Source organism: Herbaspirillum lusitanum, assembly GCF_046025995.1.
Classification (GTDB): domain Bacteria; phylum Pseudomonadota; class Gammaproteobacteria; order Burkholderiales; family Burkholderiaceae_D; genus Herbaspirillum; species Herbaspirillum lusitanum_A.
The window spans coordinates 233,675-255,088 of the sequence record NZ_JAQQFM010000004.1 but is presented as its reverse complement, the minus strand read 5'-3'; the positions used below and the strand labels follow the sequence as shown (position 1 = coordinate 255,088).

Here is a 21,414-nt window from a genome sequence, read left to right as displayed (position 1 = left end):
TGTGTGATTGCGAGTTGTTGCCGTGCGCAGCGCGGCACATTCTTAAAGAGCTGAGCTGCCTGCGAGAAGTGCTGATTGAGTCAGCATTTACTTTGCATCTGCTGCGCCTGTGCGCTCGTCATCTGCTGGTTTTTTCAGTGCAGATCGATTGTTCCCGCGCTACTTCAGATAGCCGGAACTCAAAGCGCAAGCCCATTCGGCACGGCCGCGTTCGGCTGCCAGTTGTGCCATCGGCCGGTAGTCGTAGGGAACGGCAAGCAGCATGCCTTGCCATACGCCGTTGATGCGCTCCACGATGGCGTAACGCGCATCCGGACTACCGGTTTCGACGACGTGAAAGTGCGGATGAATATCGTCATAGGCGGGCAGGCCGACGCTGCCCGGATTGACTAGCAGTTGACCCTGCGCTGTGCGCATCAGCCTTGGAATGTGGGTGTGACCGCAGGCAATCAGAGCACTGTCCATGCTGCCGCGTCGCTGCTCGATTTCAACAGGCGTCGCCATGCGGAGTCGATCGTCCATCAGCGAATCAAGAAAATATTCCGTGTCGCTGGCGGGCGTGCCGTGGCACAGAAAAATATCCGCCGCGTAGTGAGCAGTCGGTTTCAGCGATGTGATCCATTGCAACTCCGTGCGCGTCAGTTGTGCGCGTGCATAGCGGTCGGAGAGGCCCATTGCTTCGGTTTGCGCGGACAGCAACTGGCGTTCATGGTTGCCGGCCAGTTGCAGCCAGTTCTGAGCCATCAGATATTGTGCGGTTTCCAACGGCAGCAAGGGGCCGGACAGGCTGTCGCCCAGATTTATCACGGCGTCGACGCCGCGTCGGCTGAAGTCATGCACCACCGCTTCAAGCGCGGGCAGATTGCCGTGTATGTCTGAAATCAAGGCCAGGCGCATAGAGTCGTATTCTGTTGTTATCGGGAAATTGCGTCGCGATGCCTGAAGAAACGCAAGGAATCATCTTCGCACATCACCAGATCATCGGCATCGCTCCTGCCCCACTCAGACTTGCTTTCTGTGGGCGGCAAATGCTGCGCATAAGCGTCTGTTGCTAAAGCTGCCGCTTATGCCGTCCGTTAACAAGGGCTGGCTGATGCCATTTCATCCCTTTGCGAGTGCTCAGAACGGCGGCGCACCAGCGCTGCGGTCGCATTGCACCGATAGCGCGCATGGCCGTTGTGGCTGGAGCATCTGTCGTCTTCTCACATAGGGCTATGAGATTTTTTGCTTTCATGCAATATTGCATCAGCCATTTCATCGTGTAGGTCCATCTATCTGTCAGGAGCAACCCGCCATGAGTTTTTCCAATTTGAAAGTTGCCAATCGGCTGTATCTTGGTTTCGGTCTGGTGCTGGCGCTACTGCTGGGGATTGCCGTCTTCAGTTACACCAGGCTGGCGGCGCTGAATGACAACGTCAATCTGCTGGTGAATGACCGTTACGCCAAAATTCTGTTGATCGACAGCATTTCCAGCAACGTCAATCTGATCGCGCGCGCAGTTCGGAATGTGGCTTTGTCGAATGATGAAAAAATCAATGCGCAGGAACTTGACCGGATCAAGAAGGCGCGCGACGAAAACGAGCAGACACTGAAAAAACTCCGCGAAGTCATCATCAGCGGCAAGGGCAAGGATTTGCTGGTCGAGTTGCAGCGTTCCGGCGTCGAGTATTACGGCGAACAGCAGAACTTGCTGACGACCTTGCAGAAGGGGGATGTGAATGAGGCCCGGGCCTTGCTGTTCGGCACCATGCGCAGCAAGCAGGTCGCGATGTTCAATGCGCTCAGGCAACTGTCCGACTATCAGCGCGCAGCGATGGATCAGACCGTGGCGCAAAGTCACGAGACCTATCAGCATTCTTCGGTATTGCTTTCCGCGGTCAGTGCGGCGGCCTTCATTCTGAGCCTGATCGCGGCCTTGCTGATCACACGCAGCATCCTGCTTCAGCTCGGCGGCGAACCCCAATATGCCATGGCGGTCGCCAGCGACATTGCCAACGGCGATCTCTCCACCAGTATCGATCTGCGCAGCGGCGACCAGACCAGCCTGATGGCCTCGATCCGTCTGATGCGCAACCGCCTGGCCGAAATCGTCGGTCATGTGCGCCACGGCACCGACACGATTGCCACCGCGTCGACCCAGATCGCGACCGGCAATCTCGATCTGTCATCCCGCACTGAAGAGCAAGCCAGCTCGCTGGAAGAAACCGCCTCCGCGATGGAGCAGTTGACCTCCACCGTAAAGCAGAATGCCGACAATGCACGTCAGGCCAATCAACTTGCGGCATCAGCTTCGGAAGTAGCGATGGCAGGCGGCGACGTGGTCGGCAAAGTGGTCGATACCATGGGTTCGATCAATGCATCGTCGAAGAAGATTGTGGACATCATCAGCGTGATCGACGGCATCGCCTTCCAGACCAATATCCTGGCGCTGAACGCGGCGGTGGAAGCCGCACGTGCCGGCGAGCAGGGACGCGGTTTTGCCGTGGTCGCTTCCGAGGTGCGCAGCCTGGCCCAGCGTTCTGCTTCGGCAGCCAAGGAAATCAAGACTCTGATCGACGACTCCGTAGCGCAAGTGGCGCAAGGCAGCATGCTGGTGGAGCAGGCCGGTGCCACCATGAGCGATGTGGTCGATAGCGTGCGCCGCGTGACCGATGTGGTCGGTGAAATCAGCTCGGCCAGCCAGGAACAGAGCGAGGGGATCGAGCAGGTCAATCTGGCGATTACGCAGATGGACGAAGTGACGCAGCAGAATGCCGCCCTGGTGGAAGAAGCGGCTGCAGCCGCGCAGTCGCTGCAGGATCAGGCCGGACGCCTGTCGGAAGTGGTCAGCATTTTCAAGCTCGGCAATCACAGCCTTGCCGCACCTGTTGTCAGAGCCCCGGCGAAATCCCCCGCCACAGATATCACACCCAAAGTTGCGAGGATTCAGCCGGCAAGTTCAATCAAGCTGGCGGCAGAGAGGAAACTTGTCGCCAGGCCGGCAAGTGCCACCGCCGACAATAACGCCGATGGCTGGGAACAGTTCTGAGAAATGTGTCGGGCGCGTGCTGAATCGATGCCGTGCCCGCCCGGCGCTGAGCACCGCGCATCTCGCGGTCTCCCCTGAAATCTCCAGGCGTCCTTAATTCGCGCCCAGAATCCGCTGTACCCGCTCCGCGCTGGCCGGATGGCTGGAAAGATAGGGCATGACGCCGCCCTGGTTCTCGCTCTTGTTTTCCAGTTTTTCAAATACATAGGCCAGCTTCTGCCGGCTGATGCCGTTGGCCTGGAACATGGCCAGCGCATAGTCGTCGGCCTCGCGTTCAACGTCGCGCGAATACTTCATGTCCAGCAGCACCGTCGGCACGTTCACCAGCACTGCCGAGACGTCGCCGAACAGTACCGTGGCGACCGCACCGATGGCCGAGCTCTGGATCAGGCGCCGCATCAGATGGCGCTGATGCACGTGGCCCAGCTCATGCGCCAGCACACCCATCACCGCATCGTCGTCATCCAGCAGCGTCACGATTTCATCGGTCAGCACGATCTGGCCCGACGGCAGCGCCAGCGCATTGGGACCGATGCGGCTTTTACGGAAGAGGATTTCATAGGCCGGCGCATCCGCCATCGGCGCCGTCAGCGCATTGAAGCGGGCAATGATGGCGGCGCGTCTTGGCGCCGGCAATTGCGTGGGTGAGAAGATGTGATCGTCCAGAAAATCCAGCGTGCCGGCGCCCACGCGCTGCTCGACCGAGGCCGGCAAGGTGCGTGCGATCAGCCCGGCGGCGGCCGGCAGCAGGTAGAGGTAACTGACGGCCAGCACCAGCAGCAAAGCCGCCGTGGCGATCAGGCTGGCGCGCCAGTTTTGCTGAATGCGCACCACCAGCGAATCCCGATGGCGGGTGCTGCGCAGCAGTTCGCTGAAGGCTGCGCCATCCTGAATTTCCAGATAGGCGCCGTCCGGAAACGTCACCTTGCGCGCGGCGCGATTGAGCCGCTCCGACACCCGCAATTGAGCGATCGGGCACATGCGTTCGACATCGCCGCTGATGTGCGCCACGTCGCCATCGACTTCCAGCGAGACCGCATGCCGGCGTGAAGTCTTGCCGTCGAAATAAAAAGCTGCAACCTGCATCATGGTCCGCCGTGTGCTCAGAGTGAAAGATCGAAGTCGAGCAGATCGGAAAAGCCTTCGCCGGTGGCCGAGCCCTGGGGCGCGTTGTCGGCGATGAATTCATCCAGATTGCCGGCCGGCAGCAGGCTCATCGATTCGATCCGGTAGCGCAGGGTGCGGATCTGCGCAAATGGCGTATACAAGCCCAGCGTGAAGACGATGCCGACGATATTGGTAAAGGCGATGAACATCAGGCGCGGCCAGCGCATGCGGCTGCTGAAACGGTGTTCGCCCAGGCGCGTGTTGTTCCAGATCAGGTTTTGCAGCAGCGTGAAAAACAGCGGCAGGATCATGAATGCCCAGACATAGACGGCGAACAGCATCAGTCCGAACGAGAAGAATTCGCTGCCGTCGAAGTCGGTGCCCCTGGCGAACACGGCGCCGCCGCCGAGCAGCAGAATCGCGATCAGTCCGGCGAAGAAAATACCCAAGCCAAGCAGATAGGTTTTGTAGAAACCGCCGACGCTGGCGTGGAAAGAAAAGTGGCTGGTGCCGAAACGCGATTCGCCATGCTGATAGCGCTTGATGCGCTGATGCGTGAACGGTGTCAGCAGATACAGGCTGAACACCGTCAGCACCGGCAGCAACAGATAGTTCAGATAAATGCCGCCGGCCTTGCCGCGAAAACCGAAACGGATGCCGCGATAGCTGGAGTTGTAGAGCTTGAACTGCAGACTGCGCCAGATCAGCCACGGCACCGCCAGCGCGAACGCCAGCATGATGGCGAGGCCGATCAGTGGGCTGCTCTTGAAGGCGAAGTTGTAGGCCGCCAGCAAGACGAAAGCAACGATGCGGCCTTTGAGGATGGCAAAGGCATTGCCGTGATATTCGAAGCTGGTGCCGGCGACGCTGGTGTTGTCGTAGAAGTAGCGTTGGCGTCTGACCTTGGCCCAGGCGGAATAGATGCCCAGAGTGACAAGCGACAGCAGCAGATTGACGATCCAGATGCGGAAATATTCGGAGCCGCGTCCGCTGAAGCTGAAGCGCTCTTCAGGCGCCGCTCTGTGTGCGAAGCCGCCGGGCGGTGGTGGTGTGGCGGCGGAAAATTCAGGGCTTGCTGGGGGCTGGCCGGGTTGATTGAGCTGCTCGTTCATTGTTATTCCCCATGCGTTTGTGTGACGGACACTCGCTTTCGAGTGCGCGAAAGAATCTCTTGCGCTGGGGAAAATGTCAAGCCCGGGCGCTTGGAGCAAGCGCCCGTTGCCCTACATGGCAAGGGGGGCATGATTTGAATGACGGGTGCGAGTGCCGGACGTCCTCGCTTTTTTTTCTGCGTGTAATCGCCGCGGGCTGGCGAGGTCTGCGCGGATTTCTATCGTGGGATACCGTGTGCCGCCTTGTCACCTGCGCCTGATTCACCGGGGAGCGCAGCGCCGCGGGGAGTGCCGCGCGACAACTTTCTGACCAGCACACGTCCCATGTGGATGCCGAATTTCTCCACGGTATGGAACAGCCCCCAGGAGAGCAGATAGACCGGCGGCAGGATCAGCGCCAGCGCCAGCAGAAAGCGCAGGGCGGCGGGCATTGCAATGTATTGGGCGTTCCTCGCCAGCGCGCCGGCAACCGGCAGCACAATCAGCAGATGCAGCAGATAGGCGCAATACGAGGTGTCGCCGAGGAAGCGTGCGACGCGTCCGGACAGCCAGGCGCGCAGAAACGCCGTCGGTTTTTGCAGCAGCATGCTGCCGGGCAGCGTGCCGTTGTTCATCAGATAGAACATGGCGGCGACGATCAGCAGGCGGCCGACGGTCATGGCGCGCGGCTCCCACACGTGGAAGGTGCGATCGGCGAGCGCCCACACCAGCATGATGCCGAGCCCGGCCAGCATCGAGAGCGTCATCGACTTTTGCTTGCGGGCGACGGCGATCCAGATGCCGGCCATGAAGACGTACAGTTTCATGGCGATGAAGGCCGGCATTTCAAAGCGCTGGAAATATTCGGGAAAGCAAAGCCGCGCCACGACGCAGACCGCCAGTACCGCCAGCGTCGTCAGGAGCGGACCGAGGCGCGCGAGGGCCAGCATGATGAAGGGGAATACCAGGTAGAACTGCATCTCCAGCCCGATGGACCAGTCCGGCAGCGGCGTGCGGAAAGCGTAGTCGGGCATGAGGCCGAACAGGAAACTGAGGTGGGTCAGATAGTTGGCGGCGCTGCCGTCGAGATAGCGTTGCAGCGGCGATGCTGTCGAGGGCCACAAGGCTGCGATGGTCATGCGGTCCTGCGCCAGCAGGGCGCCTACCGAAAATGCGACGATCAGCAATACATAGTAGAGCGGTGCGATACGAAAGAAGCGCCGCAGCCAGAACAGAAAGAAGGTGCGGGGCGATTCCCAGGGTTCGCTGCGTTGTCGCAGAAAATAGTTATGCGCCATCAGGAAGCCCGACAGCAGCATGAACAGATCAACCGCCACACCGCCCCATGACAGCACCGGGATATTACGCAGGCCGGTCAGGATCTGCACATGCGAGGCCAGCACCCAGAGCGCCGCAATGCCGCGCAGACCGTCCAGCCATGGAAGGTGATCCTGCGTACCGGCAGGCGTATAGGTTTGCTTCGACATGGGAGGCCTTTGCGGTCTGACGGATCAAAAAATAAGGGCAGGTGCTGCGCAAAGTTGTCGCTTTGCTCAGCACCTGCCCCCAGGATTTACACTTCTTGATCGGAGTGACTGTAAAGACTGCTCTTAGGTTCCTTGGCGCTGCCTGGACTTAGTGCGGGCCGCCGCCTCCACCACCTCCGCCTCCGCCACCCCAGCCGCCGCCGCCATGTCCCCCGCCGCCCGGCCCGCCACCGCCGGGGCCGCAGAACCAGGGGGCGCAGACGCAGCCGCCCAGAGAAAGCAGCAGAATGCCTGCCATGACCAATACGCTGAGGCGCTTCATTTCAACTCCTTGTGAACATAGATGTAAATAAGGCCGTATCGAACCCCTGGAGTTTGCTAAGCAGCGTCAGCGCTTTGAAACAAAGTATTGCCTGTGTTGCAAGAGGGTGGGGCTTCAGTTACGAGCGGCCGGTTTCGGCATCCGCAGTGGTCGAGTGGCGGCTCGCTGCGGCACGCTACTCATTCAAAACCCTTGATGCCCTTGTCGTTGAAGCGCGGCAGTTCCCAGTGAAAGCGTATCGCCAGCAGGCGGATCAGAAAGCCCGGCACCAGGGCGCTGAGCGTGGCGACGCTGGTGTCGACCTGCAAGTGCAGCAGGCCGACATACACGGCTCCGGTCAGGAGCGAGACGCTGGCATAGATTTCACGCTGCAGCACCAGCGGAATTTCATTGCACAGCACGTCGCGCAGCAGGCCGCCGAAAACGCCGGTGACCATGCCGAAGATCACCACAATCGCCGGGTGAAAGCTGTCGAAGCCGCGGGCGATGTCGCAGCCGATGATGGTGAAGGCCACCAGCCCCAGCGCATCGACTACCAGAAACGCCGATTTGAAATGATGCAGCTTGCGCGCCGCGAGTGCGGTGACGATGGCGGCGCAGATGGTGAAGGCAAGGTATTCCGGATGCGCGACCCAGCCCAGCGGATAGTGGCCGATCAGCACGTCGCGCACGGTGCCGCCGCCGAGTGCGGCAACGGTGGCGATCAGGCTGATGCCGAACAGATCCATCTCGCGGCGTATGCCCATGATGGCGCCGGACATGGCTTCCGCCGTGATCGCCAGCAAATAGATGTAATGCAGCAGCATGGTGGTGTTCTCCCTTCTTCGTCCTGTTTTCCCTTGGCCCGTGATGATCGTATGCCAGGCGCTTGCTGCGCCGCAGATGTTCCGCCATGCATGTCTTGCTGCAGGCGCCGCTGCGGTGGGCGGATGGGTAAAGTAACATACGGGTTTCAGGGGGCGTGGCCTGGTCGCTGGCGTGAGGAATCAAATCGCCGCACGGCGGTCAGTAAGGCGAAGCAGGGCATTCAATCATCGGACCGAATAAAACATGAACAAAATGGCAAGCAAGCGGCGTGCATCAGGGGTTTTCATTTCAGTGAACGGATTCAAGCGCTCGGCCGCGCTGGCGCTATTGCCGCTGCTGGGTTTGCTGAGCGCCTGCGGCAGCAGTATTTCCCTGGATAAACCCTGGGGCATCGATCGCTCGCCGCCGCCGTCTGCAGCAACGGCGGGCGCGCAGCAGGCCGCCCGGCAAGAATCCGGCGCGCAGGTGTATGCCGTGCCGAATCCGGATCAGGCCGGGCTGGCGCCCGCCACTGAGCCGGGCGCGCCGATCCGGAACGGCGCTACGCCGCCGGCGCCGGAAGTTGCCGCCTCCGATGTCGTACCCTCCGTGATCGCACCCTCCGCGCAGATGCCCATGACGCCGCCACCGGCCGCCGATGATGAACCGGTGACGCCGACTGCAATTCCGGTGTTCAGCCAGTTGCTGTTCTTTCAGTCGCCCTCCACGTTTCATATCGGCCGCGAAAGCCAGGGGGGAGACAGTTTCGGCCGCGAGTTGCTGCCGGCCGGCGAAACCTCCGACAACTGGACCCGCAAGCTGACCGTGTCGGCGCTGCGCAATCTGGCGCTCAATCCGGCCACTACGCCCGAGAATCTGGCGCAGAGCCTGATCGGCCAGTTCAACCGCAGTTGCCCCAATGCCTTTGCGCAGATGCCGCTCAATGAGGTGGTCGGCAACGCCGATGGTCGTTACGCCGTGGTCGGCAGTTGCGGCACGCGTGCCATGATGGGCGGGCAAGGACAGGTCAGCGAGACCGCCATGATCGCGGTGCTCAAGGGCAAACGCGATTACTACGTGGTGCAGTGGGCCGAGCACGGCCAGCCCATGATGCCGCCGATCAACATCCCGACCGGCAAGTGGGAAGACATCTACCGCAAGTTCGGCCAGATCCGTCTCTGCGATCCGGTGCCGGGCGAAGGCGCGCCGTATCGCAGCTGTACCGACAGCAAGTGATTTGACGCCACCCTTTGCCGGGTGGCTCTTCTCTTGCCGCGCTGAACTTGTTCTTGCCGCCGTCCGGCGCATCTGCAAGAATCCGCATCTCGAATTTTCTACCTCTTGCAAGGCGCTCAAGACCATGAACACCGGCCTAGCCAAATCCATTTCAACCGGCCTGATCGGGCTGACGGCCCTCATGCTTGCGGCCTGCGCTACGTCCCGGCCTGCGGCATCGCCCCCGGCTTCGGCTCCTCCGGTAGTTGCAGCAGATACCCCGGTTGCGCCGCTTGCACCGGCCGCCCCCATGCCGCCGACTGCCCCCTCAAGCGCAGCGGCGGCGACTGCCGTCACGCCCATCTTCAGCCAGTTGCTGGCGGTCGGCATGCCGGCCGGTTTCGTGCTGATCAATGAAAACGCCAGCGAGCGACGCTATCTGCGCGAAGCGGTGCTGCGCGGCGAGAACGAAGAGACGTGGACGCAGATGTTGTCGGTCACCGGCACCCGCGATCTGGCGCAGAAGCCGGACGCCACGCCCGAGCGTTTCGCCGAAACGATTTCAGAGAACTTTCAGCGCGCCTGTCCCGAGTCCTTCAATCAGAAAACTCTGGCGGCAGACGACAGCAATGGCTATCAGCGTTACATCGCGGTGATGAGCTGCGGCACCGCCGGCGCGGCAGCCACGCCGATCAGCGAGACGGCGCTGATCATGGTGGTCAAGGGCCGCCGCGATTACTACACCGTGCAATGGGCCGAGCGCGGCGCAGCTTCGAAGGACGCGCTGAGCATCGATACCCGCAAATGGGTGCAGCGTTATCGGTTGTTGATGCCGGTGAGGGTGTGCGATCGCGTGGCCGATGAGGCGCCGCCTTATCCGAGCTGCCTCAAGCAATAGCCGGCCCGTATCAACGGTCTGCTGCTTCGCGTCGAGCCGGGGCGGCGGACCAGGTGGATTCAGTCCCATCGTTTTCGCCCATAAAAAATCCCTGCCGTTTAGTGCAGGGATTTTTTTTCGGCCAGGGAAAACAGCGCCGCAGATCTGAGACCTGCTTCAGGCCTTGGTATCGATGATGCTGCCGATGGACTTGATGCCGGCGGAAATGTCGTGGCCGACGGTGGAGACCGCCGACGACACAGTGTTCACGGTAGCGTCGACCGCGCTGCCGATCTCATCGCCGACTTCCTTGACGACGTTCTTGATCGGTTGCACCACGGCGTTGTACAGCGCGCTGCCGGAGGAGATGGATGAAATGCTCATGAGATGTTCCCTTCATGCTGACTGTTGTGAAATCCGGAGGCGGAAATCTGCGTCCGGTTTACATGGTCGAGACACTGTTTAACGTGGGTTTTCGGTATCGATCAATGTGTAAACGATGATAGCAAGCGCAGTGTAGGGAAAGCACATGGCAGGCGCCGCGAACGCGTAAAGATGTGCAAGCTTTTGTAAAGCGCTCCGCGACTGCAGATCAACGCCATCTCTCAATACCAAGAGCCTTGGCAGCTTGAACATGCTCAGGCGGAGACGGCATCACGAGACTTGTAACGCCTGCGCCGAAGGTCTTGCCGCGCGCGCGCCGTGCTGAGGTGCAGATGCCGATGCGGCCGCCACCGGCGCCAGTTTGAAGATCGATACCGCCTGACTCAGACGCAGCGCCTGATCGCGCAGGTTCTCTGCTGCCGCAGCCGCTTGTTCCACCAGCGCCGCATTCTGCTGCGTGGTTTCATCGATGGCATTGATCGCCTGATTCAACTGATCGATACCGCCGCTCTGTTCCTGGCTGGCCACGGTGATGGCGTTCATGGTGCCGGTCACACCCTGGATCGACTGCTGGATTTCACTCATGGTCTGCGCCGCTTCGCTGACCAGCTGATTGCCGCTGCCGACCTTCTTGACCGAGTCATCGATCAGTTCCTTGATGTCTTTGGCGGCGGCAGCGGAGCGTTGCGCCAGCGTGCGCACTTCCGACGCCACCACCGCAAAACCGCGTCCCTGCTCGCCGGCGCGCGCCGCTTCCACCGCAGCGTTGAGCGCCAGGATATTGGTCTGGAAGGCGATGCCGTCGATCAGGCTGATGATGTCCACGATCTTGTGCGAGGCTGAATTGATTTCCTCCATGGTGGCGCCGACTCTCTGCACCGCTTCGCCGCCGCGCCGGGCGACAGTGGCCGCCGATTGCGCCTGCTGGTCTGCATTTGTCGCATGATCGGCATTCTGCTTCACGGTCGCGGCAAACTCTTCGACGCTGGCGGCGGTCTCTTCCAGATTCGAGGCCTGCGATTCGGTGCGGGTCGACAGATCCATATTGCCGTTGGCGATTTCCTGCGTCGATACCGACATCGAATTCACGTTGTCGCGCACATCGCCGATGATGGAACGCAGATTCACATTCAACTGCTGCAGCGCCTGCAGCAAAATGCCCATGTCGCCGCGCCGGTTGACCTTGACGCTTAGCCCGAGATCGCCGCCGGCCAGCCCGTGCACTACTTCAATCGCATGTCGCAGCGGCGCCACCAGACTGCGATGCAAAAGCGCCCAGCCGCCCAGCAGCAGCAAGGCGCCGATGCCTGTCGCGCCCAGCACCGGCAAGGCATCGCCGCCGCTGCTGCTGATATGCGTGGCGGCACTGGCGCCGCCGATCGCGCAGAGAATAGTCAGCAGGCCCATGATCAGCGCCAGACGCGCGGCGATCGACAGGTCCTGCAACTGATTCAGTTTGCCGGCCATGCCCGAGGGTGCAGCAGCGCCGCGATGAATTCTGATGCCGCCGGCCTGCTCTGCCTTGAAGCGCTTGTACAGCGCATCGGCGCCGTTCACCTGCTCGCGGCTGGGACGGGTGCGCACTGACATGTAGCCGACCGCCTTGCCGTTCTCGCGCACCGGGGTGACATTGGCCGAGACCCAGTAGAAATTTCCATTCTTGCAGCGGTTCTTGACCAGCCCGGTCCATGGCAGATCGCTACGCAGAGTGGACCACATGTCGGCGAAGGCTTCCACCGGCATGTCGGGATGGCGCACGATATTTTGCGGGGCGCCGATCAGCTCTTCTTCGCTGAAGCCGCTGACCTCGATGAAGTAAGGATTGACGTAGTTAATGTTGCCTTGCAGATCGGTCTTGGAGACGATGGACTTGCCATCCTGCAATGCATATTCGGTGCTGCTCACCGGCAGATTAGTTCGCATGTCTGTTTCCCCTTTTGCTGTTTTGATTGAATGCCGCTCGGCTGTCGCGGCATGCATAAAAAATGCAGCGAAGCGGGCGATCGTACATAAAACAATGATTCGGAAAACTGCTGGCACTGGCCTGCCGGGTCTCCCCCGAGACGGGCAACTTCTTATTGATCTGTTGGCGCGAACCGTACGAACGATGATGCGAATGACTGCCTTGCTAACGAAGCCTCATTGTCGAAAAGATGAGTAGGGTTTGCAAGGCGCAATTACCCAAAGAATGATCCAGCGCAGGCAATCACATTCAAATCATGCCTGTATTCAAAGTCAGGTTGCAACGATGCAGTCACTGCTGTAAGGCCGTCAATTTGTATCTGTGTATTGCGAGGTGGCAATGTTTTTTGGAGAGAGGCGGGTAGGTTGCGAGCGTGTCAGCCTATTGTTTTTGTGCGACCTGAAACAGCAGGCCCTGCGGAACGATTTCTACCGACAGCAGGCGCTCGCCGACGACCTCGGTCATGCGCTGGCCGGGATTGTTGAGCGCCACGCCGGTCAGGCGATTGATGATGCTCAGCAGTTTGCCGCGCTCATCCGCGCTGGTGACAAAGCTGCGTGCGCTGGTTTCGGCGCACAGCAGAAATTCTTCATGTGCGGCCTGTGAACGATCGGTCAGCAATACGCCCACCGCCTTCAGCTCACCGGCCTTGTCGACGCTGGCGAGGATCGATGTCTGCGCCGGTCCGACCGTGGTCTCCAGCCACTTTTCCTGTTTGCCGACGTGCAGGCGGCTGGCATCCAGCCGGTAGAGCCTGGCGGTGTGCGCCGGGTCGTCGTCCTTGCGATCGGTCAGCACCTCGACCATGGTGCGATTGAAGCCGGTGGCAAAAGTATCCAGCGGCATGCCCAGCGAGCGCACCGGCACCGCGTGCTCGGCAATCTTTTCTTCTGCGGTCTTTTCGCAGCCGCTCAGCAGGCTCAAGCCAGGCGCCAGGACGAGCATCATCAGCGCCGGCATGGCGAGGCGTTTCAGGGAGCGATTTACAGCGGCGATGTGTCTCATGCAGTCCTTCAGATAAGGCAGCGGCATGCTGCGTTCGTGTTTTCAGCTTGTTTGCAAGCGAACCGGATTGTCGCCGATTGCGCTGTCTTGTGCCTTGCTTCAGGTCAATCATCCGGCGATTGCATGAAGGGCTGGCGGGGGGGCGATCGTCAGCCCAGCTTTTACACCGAGCAGGGAGTGATAAAGTGAGGTATCAGGCCAATCCCGCCTCAGACCTATTTCGGATCGATATTCCATGACGCAAACCTCCGCCGCTTCTTCTGCCTCTGCTTCCTCTGCTTCCTCTGCTTCATCTCCTGCCGCCGTTTCCGATCTGACCGAGTTGCGCGATCTGATCCGCGCATTCTCCAGCGAACGCGACTGGCTGAAATTTCATACGCCCAAGAATCTGGCGATGGCCTTGTCGGTAGAGGCCAGCGAATTGCTGGAGCATTTCCAGTGGCTGCGCACCGGCGAGGAGGCCGAGCTGGACGACAAGGCGCGTGAGGGCGTGCGGCATGAAGTGGCCGACGTGCTGGTCTATCTGATCCAGTTTGCCGATCATTGCGGCATCGATCTAAAGACTGCGGTGCTGGAAAAGATGGAGCTCAATCGCAAGAAATATCCGCTCGATCAGGCGCGTGGGAATGCCAGGAAATACACCGAATACTGAGGCCTGAGGCCCTGAACTCGCTCTGAACCGGCGCTGAAGCAAGGCAGCGCCGAGTCAGCTGCGCGCCGGTTGCGCCAGCTCATCCCACAATCTGGTCAGCGCCGGCCGCTTGTTGAGCAGCGAGCGGAACAGGCGGATTTCCAGGTCCAGCGACCATTCCTGCGTGCCGGCGCGCAGCAGCTTGCCGTCTTCCAGTTCGCGCGCGACGATGCGCTCCGGCATCCAGGCCAGGCCCAGTCCGTTTTGCGTCATGCGTTTGAGCAGTTCGGCCATGTCCGACTCGTAGTCCGATTTCAGATAAGCGGTGCGCGGCGCGTTCGCCAGAATCAGCTCGACCACGCGTCCAAAAAACGAGGCATTCGGATATGACAGCGCGGCCACCGGCTTGTCCTTGCCGCCCGGCAGTTGAAACGCCGGCGCACCTGTGGCGCCGGGGGCGGTGACCGGCAGCACGCGTTCGGCGCCGACCACCAGAAATTCGTATTGCTCGGGATCGAGCAGGATGGGCAATTGCGGATGGTGGTAGCACAGCAGCAGATCGCATTCCCCGGCCGTCAGCGAGAGCACCGAGTCGTGCACATTGGTGGCGGTGATGCGTGCGCTGATTTCGCCGGCCGACTGGCGCTTGACGCGGCTCAGCCATTCCGGGAAAAAACTCAGCGCCAGCGAATGGCCGGCCGCCACGCGCAACATGTTCTTGGCGGTATGCACGCTGTTGAGCTGATCGCGTGCGTCATGCAGCATGCGGATCGCTTCGGCGGCGGTGTCGTTGAACAGCTTGCCGGCCGGCGTCAGGCTCAGGGGATAGGTGCTGCGATCAACCAGTTCGACGCCGATCCAGGCTTCCAGCGCACGGATGCGGCGGCTGAAGGCCGGCTGCGTCACATTGCGATGCTCGGCCGAGCGCGAGAAATTGCGCGTTACCGCCAGGCTCAGAAAATCCTCTATCCACTTGATGTCCATGTGTCCCCTGTCGATGTGATGCGCGTTGCCGATGTGCGGGCGGGATGGCGGGTGCGTGTGTTATCGCTTTGTCATGCAGTGCAGTAACAGCTTGTCCTGAAAACAGCATTTTTGCCACCCCGTGCAAACTATCGTATCACCGCCAGCCCGCACCGGAACTGGGTTATGTCCTTATTGCATAGCCTCAGAGCAAACTTGCATAGTCTTGCTCCGCGCTTTTTGTATGCTCTGTGCAATGCAACAAAATCGGGGTGGGAAGGCTATGTCAGGCATCAGCGGTTCAGGCTATCAGCACAGTCCGCGCTACAACGCGGTGGGCATCATCGGCGGCCTCGGTTCGGTCGCCAGCGCCGATGTGTTTTTCAAGATGACGCGGTTTGCGGCAGCCATGCCGCCCGCGCGCCGGGTGGAAATCCTGTTCGATCAGAAACCGTTCAAGGAGGCCGACATCGCCGGCGCCGAGAATGCCTACACCAATGCCCGCAAGCTCTACGTATTCGACATGGTGCGTCAGTTCGAAGAGCGCTGTGCGGCGGCGGTGGCCTTGCCCTGTTTCATCAGTCACACCTTTCTGGACGAGCTGCAGGTGGAAGTCGGCCTGCCCATCGTCGACATGCTGGCCGCGATCCGGCGCCATCTGGAAACCCGTCTGCCCAAGCTGCAACGCGTCGGCGTGCTGACCTCCAGCTATGTGCGCAAGAAGCAGCTGTTTCAGAAGTACTTCCCCGCTGATCAATACGAATTGCTGTTTCCCTCCGATGCCGTGCAGCACGCCTGTGTGATGCGCGCGGTATACGGCGCGCAGGGCATCAAGCACGGTTGCATGAGCGGTAATACCATCGATCTCCTGTACGAGGCTTGCCAGGACTTGCTGCGCCAGGGCGCGCAAGTGATTTTGCCGGGCATGACCGAGGTGGCGATGGTGGCCGATGCGCTGATCGCACGCGGTATCCCGCTGATCGACACCAATCAGGTCTATGCGGAATCGGTGATCGCTTACGAAGGCGTGGTGGCGCGCCAGTTCAAGATCGGCGTGGTGGGCGGCGTGGGGCCGGCGGCGACTGTGGATTTCATCGGCAAGGTGATCCGCAATACGCCGGCGGAAAAAGATCAGGATCACATCAAACTGGTGGTCGAGCAGAATCCGCAGATTCCCGACCGCACGCAGAATCTGGTGGCCGACGGCCCCGATCCCACCGTCGCCATTTATGCCGCCTGCAAGCGTCTGGAAAACGATAACGCCGACATCATCGCGATTCCCTGCAATACCGCGCATGCCTTCGTCGAGCGCATACAGGCGCATCTGTCGGTGCCCATCATCAACATGCTGGACGAGACTGTCGGCTACGTGGCGCGCCAGTACGGCCAGCCGTGCCGCATCGGCCTGCTGGCGACCGCCGGCACCATCGCCAGCACGGTCTATCATGAGGCCGCGCAACGGCTAGGCATGCAACTGGTGACGCCGGCCCCTGAGCAGCAGGAGCAGGTGATGCAGATCATCTATGGCGAGCACGGCGTGAAAGCCGGTTTCGTCAATGACGATCTGCGCCTGGCGCTGATCGAACAGATCGGTTTGCTGGCGCAGCAGGGCGCCGACGTGGTGATCCTCGGCTGTACCGAACTGCCCTTGCTGATGCATCAGAACGAAGCCTTTGAAGTGAACGGCAAATGCGTGCCGGTGCTCGACCCGACCGAAATTCTGGCGCGCCGCTGCGTGTCGCTGGCGCAGGCCGCAGGCTGATGGCCCTCGCTGCCCATTTGCCATGGCGCGATGAGCGGCCGCAGCCCAGGCCTGGCGAATGCATGCCTGCCGGCGATCCGCTGCTGTTGCGTTTTGCCGTCTTGCATCAGCAGACCCGACGCTCCCAGCAGGATGAGCGCGAATATCAGCAATTGCTCAATCGCCTGTATTCGCGCTGGCGCTGGCGGACTGCTACCCGCCAGGCGCAGATGAAGCGGCATGGTTCGCAGCCCTCTTCGGATGCCTGATTGCCTCGGCAGCATGCCGCGCATGCAAAAAACGCATCACTTCTTTTTGCTTTCGCCTCTCTCCCCTCATTGCTGCAATCTGACGCATTCCTGACGGCAAGCCAGGCCGCGATCACATACAATCCCAGCATCCGATTTGCAGTCGATGGAGGGTTCGCTCGCTGCAAGCCTATCCTTGCATGACGCGTTCTTCATTCCTCATGAGGCAGATTTGAATAATTGGAACGACGGTTACGTCTTCGACATCGCCTATACCTTTGGTTATTACCCCGGCATGAATCCGGCGCGTCTGCCGCTGGCGTTTGCCTATCAGGGTTTGCAGGCGCCTCAGATCAAGACTGCCTGCGAGCTGGGTTTCGGTCAGGGACTGAGCACCAATCTGCATGCCGCCGGCTCGGATGTGCAGTGGTGGGGCAATGACTTCAATCCGGCGCAAGCCTCATTCGCACAGGAGCTGGCAGCTGCATCCGGCAGCGGCGCGCAGATGGATGCCACCGCGTTTAACGAATTCTGCAGCCGCAGCGATTTACCCGATTTCGATTTCATCGCCCTGCATGGCATCTGGAGCTGGGTCTCGGCAGACAATCGCGACATCATTTTCGACTTCATCCAGCGCAAGCTGAAACCGGGCGGGGTGCTCTACATCAGCTACAACACCCAGCCCGGCTGGGCCGCGCTGATGCCGCTGCGCGATCTGCTGGTGCAGCACACGGCGCAGGCCGCCAACGACGCCGCCGGGATGCCGACCGAACAGCGCATCGACGCTGCGCTGGAATTTGCCGCCGCCCTGTTCGACACCGACCCGGTCTACGCGCAAGCCAATCCGCACATGCGCGACCGTCTGAAGATTTTGCAGCAGCAGGGCCGCAATTATCTGGCGCATGAATATTTCAATCGCGACTGGCATCCGGAGTCCTTTGCGCAGATGCATCAGCGCCTGTCATCGGCCGGGCTGGAATTCGCCTGTCCGGCGCATTTCGCCGATCAGCTCGACATGGCCAATCTGACGCCGGCGCAACGCCAGTTCATACAAGGCGTGGCCGACCCGGTGATGCGCCAGAGCGTGCGCGACTTCATGGTGAATCAGCAGTTTCGCCGCGATTACTGGGTACGCGGTGCGCAGCGCATGGACGGGCCGCAGCGCATGCAGGCTCTGGCCTTGCAGGCGGTGGTCTTGCTTACCGACCCGGCGCAGGTGCCCTTGACGCTGCAAAACGCTGCCTCCGAGATCACGCTGAATCGGCAGGTCTACGAACCCATCATGCAGGCCATGAGCGATCATCGCCCGCATATGCTGGCGCAACTGGCGGACAGCCTGGCGGCCAGCAAGCTGACGCCGGTGCAGATTGTCGACTCGGTGATGATGCTGATCGCCACCGGCCATGTGGCGCCGATGGCCCCGGCTCTGGCACAGCCGCAGACCAGCGCGGAGGACTTGCAAAAGACCTGGGATCGGACGCGTGCGCTGAATCTGCATCTCTTGCAAAAGGCGAGCCGCGATGGCGACGTTGGTCATCTCTGCAGTCCGCTGAGCGGCGGCGGCGTGGCGGCCGATCGCATTCAGCAATTGTTTTTGCTGGCGCGCCATGAAACGGGGGAGGCGGTCGAGTCCTGGCCGCCATTTGTCTGGCAGCACATCTCGGCACAGGGCAAGAAACTGGTGCGCGACGGCCAGCGGCTGGAAAGCGAGCAGGAAAATCTGGAAGAACTGCTGGTGCAGGCGCGGCAGTTTGCACAGGGCCGGCTGCAGATTCTGCTGGCGCTGGAAGTCGTCTAGCGCAGCGCCGGAGGCTGGACGCGTGCGCCGTTTTAGCCGGTCCATGCATAACGTTGCAGGTTTGCATCGCCGCGACTGAGGCTGTAGCATCTCGCTCTGTTTTCGAGCGCCGTGATGTCGAAAATGGAGAATAATGGCGGCTTGCTTGCGCGAATGGCATGGGGTGATGCAGTGCGCAAGCGGGGCGGGCGGCATCGTCTCCGAGAGATGTCGGGGCAGTCTGCAGACAATCTGCGCAAACCTTATTCAGGTAGCGCTTCATTTCAATAACTTTCCTCAAGGAAAGATCGGTTTTCTACATATGCTGCGACTCAAACTGGCTCTTCAAACACGTCTGGCATTGGCGGTGGTGACCGCTGTTCTCATTACTGCGGTGGTAGTGACTGCGGTTTCCCTGTTCGTGATCCGGCGCGACATGCGCGACGAGCTGGGCGAACAGCAGTTCACGGCGCTCAAACTGACGGCGGCCGCGCTCGACGCCGGCTTCGCTGATCGCCGCATTGCCTTGCGTTCGCTGGCGCAGGGCATGCCGCCGGGCGCACGCGGCAACGCGCTGCTGATGCAGGCGTACATCGAGCAGCATCAGTCGCTGACCTCACTGTTCTTCAATTTCTCGGTGGTCGAGCCGAACGGCAATGTGGTCGCCAACTTCATCGATCCGACTCAGATCAATCGCTTCAGCATGGCCAATCGCGATTATCTGCTGGAGACGGTCAAGACCAGGAAGGGCGTTATTTCGACGCCGCTGGAAAGCAAGATGTCGGGCCGCGCGATTGTGCTGATGACCGAGCCGGTGCTGAATCAGAAGGGTGACGTCGAGCTGGTGTTCATGGCCAGTATCGATCTGCGCCAGAACAATTTCCTCGGTCAGTTCACCGACGTGAAGTTGGGCAAGAGCGGCTTCATGTACATCCTGACGCCCGCCGGCATGCTGGTGGAGCATCCGGAGAAGGAGCGCATCCTCAAGCACATGGATGAGGCCGGCGGTCAGAATCTGGTCAACAACAAGGCATTGGAAGGTTTTGAAGGTAGCGTGGAAGGCAATAATCGCGCCGGCGAGCGCGCGCTGTTCGCCTTCAAGCGCATGGACAGCACCGGCTGGATCATCGGTTCGCACTATCTGACCAAGGATGCCTACGCGCCGATTCATGAAATGCAGAATCGCGCCTTGCTGGCGGCGGCGGTGCTGACGCTGCTGTCGGGCTGGCTGGCCTGGTGGTTCACGACGCGCATGCTGCGCCCTCTGCATCAGTTGCACGCGCATATCCAGAAGATTCGTGAAGACAAGAGCTTCGCGCAGATGGAAGGTAATGTGCGGCCGGACGAACTGGGCGATCTCAGCCTAGCCTTCAATGGCCTGATGAACGAGCGCAAGAAGGCTGAGATGGAGCTGGACGAGGCACGCGTCAATCTGGAAGAAATGAACAAGACGCTGGCGCGCCTGGCATTGGAAGATGCGCTCACCGGCCTGGCCAATCGTCGCCAGTTCGAACTGGGCCTGACCGAGGAATTCAACCGTGCCGCCCGCACCGGCGTATCGATGGCGATGTTGATGATCGACGTTGACTTCTTCAAGCAATACAACGATCTGTACGGCCACATGGCCGGCGATCAGGTGCTGCGCCGTCTGGGCAGCGCGATTCGCGACACCAATACGCGGCCGGAAGATCTGGCGGCGCGCTACGGCGGCGAAGAAATCGCGGTGCTGTTGCCGGGCTCGGGACTGCAGGGCGCGATGATCGTGGCCGAGCGGATTCGCACCTCGGTCGAGAAGCTGTCGATCACGCACTCCGCCAGCCCCACCGGCAAGGTCACCATCAGCATCGGCGTCGGCGCCATCGTGCCAAAGCGCGAGCTGCACAAACCGGAAGATCTGCTGCGCGATGCCGATCGCGCGCTGTACGTGGCCAAGGCCGACGGCCGCGATTGCGTACGTACGGTATCCGAGGAAACTGCCGGCTGATTGGATGAAATCCTGCCCCTAGCGTGGGCAGGCAAAGTTTCAGTGCAACGCCCGCCTGGCAGCATGCTCATGCTGCCAGGCGGGCGTTGCCGTTTGTGTGGTCTGCCCCTGCTTTTGTCGGCAATCGACATCAGCCGGAAGCGGAGGCAGTTCAGGATTTATTGCTGAGGGCCCGGCACCAGAAATTTGGATTTGGCGCAGTACATCTTGGCGTCGTTGTCGTTGTAGACAATCATGCTGCCGGCCTGTGAATGGCGGGGCGAATAGGTGGTGGTGTCTTCCAGCGAAAAGCGGATGCCGGTGGCGGCGGTGACGGCGTCGCCCAGTTTGGCCGGCGTGGTTTTGAAGTAGGCGCCGATGAAGTCGGCCTGGCTGCTGCCGTCGTTGACCAGCACGTCGGTGACTTGCACGCCCCAGATCGAACCGCTGGCCTTGAACCAGTAGGCACCGCCTTCGGTCTTGTAAGGCGGCCCGAAGGCCACGGTCAGGTAATCGTAGAAATATTTGCTATTGAGCTGGTTGAGGCACAACAGAGCGTTGCCGACTTCGATGCCGAAGGTGGCTGAGGGCGCGGCTTGAGCAGGACCGGCAGCCAGCACGGCACAGGCCGACAGCACTGCAGCTGCGCTGCGCATGCGCGACGATGAAAAGAAGGAAAGGGCGGTGAGGCGGACGTCGTTCAAACAGGCTCCCTACAGGATGACAGCGGCGGCGCGCAGAATGGCGGCGCCGGATAGCTGCTGATTGTAGGGGGCTTTGCGATTTTTTTCCAATGGACTGCCTGATACTGACTAGGCGACAACAA

The 21,414-nt window shown here is 60.7% G+C and carries 18 protein-coding genes; 8 read left to right on the top strand and 10 right to left on the bottom strand.

Annotation, left to right across the window (positions count from 1 at the left end; all coding sequences use genetic code 11):
• Positions 1 to 159: 159 nt before the first annotated feature.
• Positions 160 to 885, bottom strand: a complete 726-nt coding sequence (locus PQR62_RS09770; RefSeq protein WP_408157311.1) for a metallophosphoesterase family protein — start codon at positions 883 to 885, stop codon at positions 160 to 162.
• Positions 886 to 1,294: 409 nt separating this feature from the next.
• On the opposite strand from PQR62_RS09770, the gene PQR62_RS09765 reads away from it, so the two are divergent.
• A complete protein-coding gene (locus tag PQR62_RS09765; protein ID WP_408157309.1) occupies positions 1,295 to 3,028 on the top strand; it encodes a methyl-accepting chemotaxis protein in 1,734 nt (577 codons plus the stop codon).
• A gap of 93 nt (positions 3,029 to 3,121) precedes the next feature.
• Here the strand turns inward: PQR62_RS09765 and PQR62_RS09760 are convergent, their stop codons facing one another.
• From PQR62_RS09760 to PQR62_RS09745, 4 genes are all read right to left on the bottom strand, one after another.
• Complete coding sequence (locus PQR62_RS09760) at positions 3,122 to 4,114, bottom strand: M48 family metallopeptidase (RefSeq protein WP_408157879.1); 993 nt, start codon at positions 4,112 to 4,114, stop codon at positions 3,122 to 3,124.
• 17 nt (positions 4,115 to 4,131) lie between these two features.
• Positions 4,132 to 5,247: a YjgN family protein gene (locus PQR62_RS09755; RefSeq protein ID WP_408157307.1), complete on the bottom strand. Its 1,116-nt coding sequence runs from the start codon at positions 5,245 to 5,247 to the stop codon at positions 4,132 to 4,134.
• Between the two features lie 218 nt (positions 5,248 to 5,465).
• Positions 5,466 to 6,713, bottom strand: coding sequence for an acyltransferase family protein (locus PQR62_RS09750; RefSeq protein WP_408157305.1), 1,248 nt, complete (start codon positions 6,711 to 6,713; stop codon positions 5,466 to 5,468).
• A gap of 501 nt (positions 6,714 to 7,214) precedes the next feature.
• Positions 7,215 to 7,841 (bottom strand): trimeric intracellular cation channel family protein, encoded by a 627-nt coding sequence (locus PQR62_RS09745; protein WP_408157303.1) that lies wholly within the window; start codon positions 7,839 to 7,841, stop codon positions 7,215 to 7,217.
• Between the two features lie 292 nt (positions 7,842 to 8,133).
• Between PQR62_RS09745 and PQR62_RS09740 the strand changes: the two genes are divergently transcribed.
• Both PQR62_RS09740 and PQR62_RS09735 read left to right on the top strand, forming a co-directional pair.
• The gene (locus PQR62_RS09740; RefSeq protein WP_408157301.1) at positions 8,134 to 9,057 is read left to right on the top strand and encodes a hypothetical protein; all 924 of its coding nucleotides are present in this window, start codon (positions 8,134 to 8,136) and stop codon (positions 9,055 to 9,057) included.
• A gap of 289 nt (positions 9,058 to 9,346) precedes the next feature.
• Positions 9,347 to 9,934, top strand: a complete 588-nt coding sequence (locus tag PQR62_RS09735; protein ID WP_408157299.1) for a hypothetical protein — start codon at positions 9,347 to 9,349, stop codon at positions 9,932 to 9,934.
• A gap of 156 nt (positions 9,935 to 10,090) precedes the next feature.
• Here PQR62_RS09735 and PQR62_RS09730 read toward each other — a convergent pair whose 3' ends face one another.
• From PQR62_RS09730 to PQR62_RS09720, 3 genes are all read right to left on the bottom strand, one after another.
• Complete coding sequence (locus tag PQR62_RS09730; RefSeq protein WP_408157297.1) at positions 10,091 to 10,297, bottom strand: protamine P1 domain containing protein; 207 nt, start codon at positions 10,295 to 10,297, stop codon at positions 10,091 to 10,093.
• Positions 10,298 to 10,567: 270 nt separating this feature from the next.
• Positions 10,568 to 12,220: a methyl-accepting chemotaxis protein gene (locus tag PQR62_RS09725; protein WP_408157295.1), complete on the bottom strand. Its 1,653-nt coding sequence runs from the start codon at positions 12,218 to 12,220 to the stop codon at positions 10,568 to 10,570.
• Between the two features lie 421 nt (positions 12,221 to 12,641).
• Entirely contained in the window at positions 12,642 to 13,265 is a 624-nt protein-coding gene (locus PQR62_RS09720) for an attG domain containing protein (RefSeq protein ID WP_408157293.1), read from the bottom strand.
• Between the two features lie 235 nt (positions 13,266 to 13,500).
• Here PQR62_RS09720 and PQR62_RS09715 point away from each other — a divergent pair, with 235 nt between their 5' ends.
• Positions 13,501 to 13,917 carry a nucleotide pyrophosphohydrolase gene (locus PQR62_RS09715; RefSeq protein ID WP_408157291.1) on the top strand — a complete coding sequence of 139 codons (417 nt, stop codon included), beginning with the start codon at positions 13,501 to 13,503 and terminating at the stop codon, positions 13,915 to 13,917.
• A 54-nt stretch (positions 13,918 to 13,971) separates the two neighbouring features.
• Here PQR62_RS09715 and PQR62_RS09710 read toward each other — a convergent pair whose 3' ends face one another.
• Positions 13,972 to 14,880 carry a LysR substrate-binding domain-containing protein gene (locus PQR62_RS09710; protein ID WP_408157290.1) on the bottom strand — a complete coding sequence of 303 codons (909 nt, stop codon included), beginning with the start codon at positions 14,878 to 14,880 and terminating at the stop codon, positions 13,972 to 13,974.
• A gap of 262 nt (positions 14,881 to 15,142) precedes the next feature.
• On the opposite strand from PQR62_RS09710, the gene cuyB reads away from it, so the two are divergent.
• The 4 genes from cuyB (at position 15,143) to PQR62_RS09690 (ending at position 20,609) form a co-directional block, all read left to right on the top strand.
• Complete coding sequence (gene cuyB / locus PQR62_RS09705) at positions 15,143 to 16,621, top strand: cysteate racemase (protein ID WP_408157288.1); 1,479 nt, start codon at positions 15,143 to 15,145, stop codon at positions 16,619 to 16,621.
• Positions 16,622 to 16,683: 62 nt separating this feature from the next.
• On the top strand, positions 16,684 to 16,869 hold the full coding sequence (locus PQR62_RS09700; RefSeq protein ID WP_408157286.1) for a hypothetical protein: 186 nt from the start codon (positions 16,684 to 16,686) through the stop codon (positions 16,867 to 16,869).
• A 211-nt stretch (positions 16,870 to 17,080) separates the two neighbouring features.
• A complete protein-coding gene (locus PQR62_RS09695) occupies positions 17,081 to 18,646 on the top strand; it encodes a methyltransferase regulatory domain-containing protein (protein ID WP_408157284.1) in 1,566 nt (521 codons plus the stop codon).
• A gap of 301 nt (positions 18,647 to 18,947) precedes the next feature.
• Positions 18,948 to 20,609 carry a diguanylate cyclase gene (locus PQR62_RS09690; RefSeq protein ID WP_408157282.1) on the top strand — a complete coding sequence of 554 codons (1,662 nt, stop codon included), beginning with the start codon at positions 18,948 to 18,950 and terminating at the stop codon, positions 20,607 to 20,609.
• 158 nt (positions 20,610 to 20,767) lie between these two features.
• Here PQR62_RS09690 and PQR62_RS09685 read toward each other — a convergent pair whose 3' ends face one another.
• A complete protein-coding gene (locus PQR62_RS09685) occupies positions 20,768 to 21,292 on the bottom strand; it encodes a hypothetical protein (protein ID WP_408157280.1) in 525 nt (174 codons plus the stop codon).
• Positions 21,293 to 21,414 lie beyond the last annotated feature (122 nt).

What these genes read in the sequence shown, in the direction of transcription:
- PQR62_RS09765 (WP_408157309.1), top strand. Translation starts at nt 1,295, where the DNA reads ATGAGTTTTTCCAATTTGAAAGTTGCCAATCGGCTGTATCTTGGTTTC.
- PQR62_RS09760 (WP_408157879.1), bottom strand. Translation starts at nt 4,114, where the DNA reads ATGCAGGTTGCAGCTTTTTATTTCGACGGCAAGACTTCACGCCGGCAT.
- PQR62_RS09755 (WP_408157307.1), bottom strand. Translation starts at nt 5,247, where the DNA reads ATGAACGAGCAGCTCAATCAACCCGGCCAGCCCCCAGCAAGCCCTGAA.
- PQR62_RS09750 (WP_408157305.1), bottom strand. Translation starts at nt 6,713, where the DNA reads ATGTCGAAGCAAACCTATACGCCTGCCGGTACGCAGGATCACCTTCCA.
- PQR62_RS09745 (WP_408157303.1), bottom strand. Translation starts at nt 7,841, where the DNA reads ATGCTGCTGCATTACATCTATTTGCTGGCGATCACGGCGGAAGCCATG.
- PQR62_RS09735 (WP_408157299.1), top strand. Translation starts at nt 9,347, where the DNA reads ATGCCGCCGACTGCCCCCTCAAGCGCAGCGGCGGCGACTGCCGTCACG.
- PQR62_RS09730 (WP_408157297.1), bottom strand. Translation starts at nt 10,297, where the DNA reads ATGAGCATTTCATCCATCTCCTCCGGCAGCGCGCTGTACAACGCCGTG.
- PQR62_RS09725 (WP_408157295.1), bottom strand. Translation starts at nt 12,220, where the DNA reads ATGCGAACTAATCTGCCGGTGAGCAGCACCGAATATGCATTGCAGGAT.
- PQR62_RS09720 (WP_408157293.1), bottom strand. Translation starts at nt 13,265, where the DNA reads ATGAGACACATCGCCGCTGTAAATCGCTCCCTGAAACGCCTCGCCATG.
- PQR62_RS09715 (WP_408157291.1), top strand. Translation starts at nt 13,501, where the DNA reads ATGACGCAAACCTCCGCCGCTTCTTCTGCCTCTGCTTCCTCTGCTTCC.
- PQR62_RS09710 (WP_408157290.1), bottom strand. Translation starts at nt 14,880, where the DNA reads ATGGACATCAAGTGGATAGAGGATTTTCTGAGCCTGGCGGTAACGCGC.
- cuyB (WP_408157288.1), top strand. Translation starts at nt 15,143, where the DNA reads ATGTCAGGCATCAGCGGTTCAGGCTATCAGCACAGTCCGCGCTACAAC.
- PQR62_RS09700 (WP_408157286.1), top strand. Translation starts at nt 16,684, where the DNA reads ATGCCTGCCGGCGATCCGCTGCTGTTGCGTTTTGCCGTCTTGCATCAG.
- PQR62_RS09690 (WP_408157282.1), top strand. Translation starts at nt 18,948, where the DNA reads ATGCTGCGACTCAAACTGGCTCTTCAAACACGTCTGGCATTGGCGGTG.